2 protein-coding genes are annotated in these 4,980 nt (G+C 68.4%); both read right to left on the bottom strand.

Features of this window, described 5'->3' with window-relative positions; genetic code table 11:
• Nucleotides 1-175: 175 nt before the first annotated feature.
• Nucleotides 176-2,644, bottom strand: a complete 2,469-nt coding sequence (locus tag ACRDTL_RS14705) for a PEP-utilizing enzyme (RefSeq protein WP_431507440.1) — start codon at nt 2,642-2,644, stop codon at nt 176-178.
• Between the two features lie 3 nt (nt 2,645-2,647).
• On the bottom strand, nt 2,648-4,980 hold a 2,333-nt coding region (locus ACRDTL_RS14710), incomplete at its 5' end, for a type I polyketide synthase (protein ID WP_431507441.1).

The raw sequence follows: 4,980 nt of genomic DNA on the forward strand, positions 1-4,980 counted from the left end.
CCGCACCGCGATGATGCCCACGCGGCGGCGCACCCGAGCCCAAAACCGCGCCCGCTACATCGCCGACCAACGCCGGCAAAACCACCAGACGCACCGGGCCCGATCCCAAGCCCGCGAACTAGCCCCGCCCGGCACCGCACCACCCGAAGGCGGCGACGAGCCGCCGCCATTTTGATTACGTTCGGTTGCACTCGAGCACACGGATTTCCCCGGTGCCGCCGTCCACCTCGACCAGCGCTCCCGGCGGCAGCCGGCGGGTGGCTCCGTGGACGTCCACCACGCACGGAACGCCGAACTCGCGGGCCACGACCGCCGCGTGTGACATCGGGCCGCCAAGCTCGGTCACTACAGCCGCCGCATAGGAGAATGCGACCGTGTAGCCGACGTCGGTGACTTCCGCGACCAGGATCTCCCCGGGTTCCAGGTCATCGATGGTCTGGGGCCGCACGATCCGGACCCGGCCGCGGACCCGGCCACCGCAAACGCCGAGGCCGCCCAGTGTCTCGCCGACGGTCAGGACCGTCGCCAACGCGGTGACGGCTTGCCAGCTGCCGCTGAAGACCGCGGGCGGAATGACCGCCGCAAGTTTGCGCCGTTCGGCACGGCGGCGCGCGACGATTTCCGAGGTGTGTGCGCCAACCGCGTCGAGTTCGTCGACCAACAGGTAGAACACGTCCTCGCTCGCGTCGACGACGCCGGAGTCAACCAGTCGGCGCCCGTACTCACGCAGCAGTCTGCGCAGCACCCAAATCGCGCGCACCATCTTGTCGCGGCGGGCTTCGCGGTCGCGGAGTTGACGCGCGGCGAGGAGCGCAACGGGGCGGGCCTGCACCGGAATCGGCCGATGCTGCGGTTCCGGTATCCCGGGAACGTGCAGCGACTTGGCCACCATCCGGATCAGCAGCTCGGGATCATCGGCGTAGGTGCTCGACAGCATCTCGACTTCCGCGGGCCCACGGTGCCCGATCAGCGCCAGCTCGGCGAGCACCGCAGCGTGAAATTGCGGTGCCTGCGCGGCGAGTATGTCAAGGTGATCGCCCGGCTCGGCGAGCAGGCGACTCACGGCCGGGTCGCGTTGCGCGGCGACCACCAGCCGGTGCACCGCGCCGAGCGGCCGCGCGCTGGCCAATTCCGGCCCGGCCGGTGGCGCGATGTGACGCCCGGCCAGGCCCCGCAGGATCAGGCTCAACGCGGCGGAGAGCATGAATGACCCCGAGGCCAGCACCCAGCCGTGCACCACATGGTCGCGCGCCAACAAGATCAGGCTCAGCAGCCGCTGCTCGTCGAGCTTTGCGACGTCGTCACCGGCCAGTTGCTCCAACCGCTCGATGTCGGCGATGTAGTCGCGGGTGTCCCGGGGCGAGCCGGCGCTCAGGCCGACCAGGTTGACGCCGAATACCCCGATGTTGCGGATCGTGCGCAGAAGCTTTGCGGCACGGCCAGATTCGCCAGGTAATCGCTGTTCGCCGAATATCGGTAGCGACGCCAGGCTCGGTCCGAAGAACTGGCTGCTGCTGACGACCGTCGCTGGTTTGACGAACGGCACGACTTCGGCCATGAAATGTGCGGCGGTGATGGCGCCGTAGAGGCGATGGGCGAACACCCCGACAGTTCGGGTGGCGATCTCGTGCTGGATCAGCCCGCCCGGCCGCAGTCGCTCGGCGATCTCCACACCGCCGGCCCGCAGACCGCGCACGGCGACCGACGCCGACGACGGCGAGAACGGTCCGGGCAGCGCCTCCGACAAATTGGTCGCCAAAAACGTCGGGAAGCGGGGGTCGATCGGCGTGTCGAACTCCCCGTTGCCGTCTTCCGGCCCGGCCAGGACGGGGACGGTTCCGTCCGCGGCTGGCGCGTCGGTCGCCGGAATGTCCTGGACATTGGTCAACTGCCACGGCAGCGAGACCACCCGGTGGCCCAAGGACACGCGGCCGCGCACCGCCAGTGCAAAATCGTCGGCGCATTCATCGGCGGCCCAGGCGCAGGTGAATCCCCAGTCGTCGCGCAGCCGCGAGGTGTCCATCGGCGGGGTCTCCAGCAGCCGGGTGAGCTCGGTCGCTATTGGGAGCCGCAGCACAGGCCGGCCGAGTGCGGCCGCGAGCCGGCGAACCGAAAGGTCGCCCGGGGCCGCCAGATTGACCGGGCCGCTGTCGATGCCGGTGTCGAGGATCGCCCGGAGCAGCAACCGGATCGTGTCGTCGCTGTGGACCACCTGCATGCATCCGCCCAAGTCAGGGAACACCGGTCGGGCCAGCACACGCAGTACCCAGTTGTCGACGTTGCGGCCAATCACCAGCGCCGAGCGGATCGCCACCCACTGCGCACCGGAGTCGGCGAGCATCGTTTCGATACGGGCTTCGTGCGAGGACGAGGCGAACACGATACGCCCGGTGCCCGTCTGTGCTGTCGCGTCAAGCACGTTGGACGTACCGCTCCGGGCGCAGTGCGCGACGACGTCTGCCCCGGCGATGGCGCGCCGGACCGCAGCCGCATCGCGAATGTCGCTCGACACGAATTCGGCTGCGCTCGGCCAGCTATCGGGTCGGTGCAGCGCCAACCCGACGACGTCATGGCCCAGGTTGACTAACCGAGTAACGATACCTCGGCCGAGCACCCCGCTCGCCCCGGTGACGGTGATTCTCACTGGCTATTCGTCGTCGTCGAGTAACGCCGCATTCACCAGGTCGTCGAGATCCATGTCGGCAAGACTTCTTTCCCGGTCCTCCGATGCACCGGCACCGTTGGTTTCGTTGGCGAGGCGAAGCAATAGATCCAACACTCCGGCCTGGCGAAGGCGCTTGACCGGAATCGACGCCACCGCGCGCTGGATTTCGGCTTCCCCGGCGGTCGGCTGCTTCGTCTCTTGGGTCGGCGCACCGAGGAGTTCCTGTCGGAAATAGCCGGCCAGCGCCGCCGAATTCGGGTAGTCGAAGATGAGTGTCGGCGAAAGTGCCAGTCCGGTCGCGGCTTTGAGCCGGTTCCGCATTTCGACCGCGGTGAGCGAGTCGAAGCCCAATTCCTGGAACGCCTTGTCCGGGTCGATGGCTTCCGGCGTGGTGTTGCCCAGCACGGTGGCGATGTGCGAACGCACCAAGTCCAGCAGCACGGCGTGCTGTTCGTCTTCGGGTAAACCCTCCAGCCGTTGCAGCAGTGCCGATTTCGATTTGGCCGCGGCGAGTGAGTCATCGACCTGGCGACGCGCCGCGGCGTTGATCAGGTCGACGAACATCGGCGGCAGGGTGCCGGCGTCATGCTTGGCGCGCAACGCAGTCAGATCGATGCGGGCCGGCAGCAGGAACGGCTCGTCGACCACCATTGCGGTGTCGAGCAATCCGAGCGCCTCATCGGAGGACATGGCCACGATGCCGTCGCGGGCGAACCGGGCGAAATCGACGGTCGCGAGTCCGCCGGTCATGTCGCTGGCCTGGTTCCACAGGCCCCAACCCAGCGCGATCGCCGGCAACCCATGGGAGCGCCGATGCACCGCCAAGGCGTCCAGGAACGAATTGGCCGCCGCGTAGTTGGCCTGACCCGACGACCCCACCAGACCGGCCATCGACGAAAACATCACGAACGCCGACACATCGGTATCCCGGGTCAACTCATGCAGATTCCACGCCGCATCCACCTTGGCCCGCAACACCGCATCGACCCGCTCCGCCGTCAGCGACGTCACCACCGCATCGTCGAGTGCCCCGGCGACGTGGATCACCGCCGACAACGGATGCTGCGGCGGGATTTGCGCTACCGCTTTTGCCAGTGCTTCTCGATCCGCGGCGTCGCAGGCCAGCACCTGCACCGCAGCACCGGCATCGGTGAGCTCCGCAACCAGCCCGGCCGCAGCGGGCGCTTCGGCGCCGCGGCGGCTGAGCAAGGTCACATGCCGTGCCCCACGGTGCTTCACCACGTGACGCGCCAACGTCGAACCGGCCATCCCGGTGCCGCCGACGATCAGCACCGTGCCGGCCGCCCACGCGTCGGGCATCGTCATCACGACCTTGCCGATATGACGCGCCTGGCTCAGATACCGCAACGCCGCGGGGGCCCGCCGGATATCAAATGTCGTCACCGGCAACGGGCGCAGGGACTGCTCACCGAACATCGCGGCGAGGTCGGTGAGGATCCGCTGGATGTGGTCTGCGCCGGCCTCGAAGAGGTCGAAGGCGCGGTACCGCACTTGCTGGTGTTGTTGGGCGACCACGCCGGGGTCGCGGATGTCGGCCTTACCCATCTCCAGGAAGACTCCGCCCGGGGCGACCAGCCGCAGTGAGGCGTCGACGAACTCGCCGGCCAGCGAATCCAGCACCACATCCATCCCGCGTCCACCGGTCACAGTCGAGAACTTGTCCGCGAAATCCAGGCTGCGCGAGTCGGCGATGTGATCGTCGTCAAAACCCATGGAACGCAACCTGTCCCACTTACCGTGGCTGGCGGTGGCGAACACCTCCAGCCCCCAGTGCCGGGCCAACTGCACCGCCGCCATCCCCACCCCACCGGTGGCAGCGTGAATCAGCACCCGCTGACCCGGTTTGACCTCCGCCAGCGTGGACAGCGCGTAATGCGCGGTGGCGAAAACCACCGGCGCCGTAGCGGCGTCGGTGTAGGACCATCCCGCGGGGATGTCGAAGAGCAGCCGCTCGTCGGTGGTTGCGATGCTGCCGGTGCCTTCCGGGAAGAGCCCGGTGACCCGGTCGCCGACCGCGAAGCGGCAATCGGCCGAGCCGGTTTCGACGACGATGCCGGACGCTTCGACACCCATGGCCGCGTCGTCGTCGGGATAGAGGCCCAGCGTGATCATCACGTCGCGGAAGTTGGCGGCCATGGCGCGGGTGGCGACCCGGACATGGCCGGCGCCCAGCGGCGTATCGGCGTTGGGCACGGGTTCGAGCTGCAGGTTCTCGAACGTGCCCGCGGACGAAAGCCCCAACCGCCACGGCTGGTCGGTGGGCGGCGGCGCCAACAACCCGTCGACCGCCCGGC

Source organism: Mycobacterium sp. (assembly GCF_050700595.1).
Taxonomy (GTDB): domain Bacteria; phylum Actinomycetota; class Actinomycetes; order Mycobacteriales; family Mycobacteriaceae; genus Mycobacterium.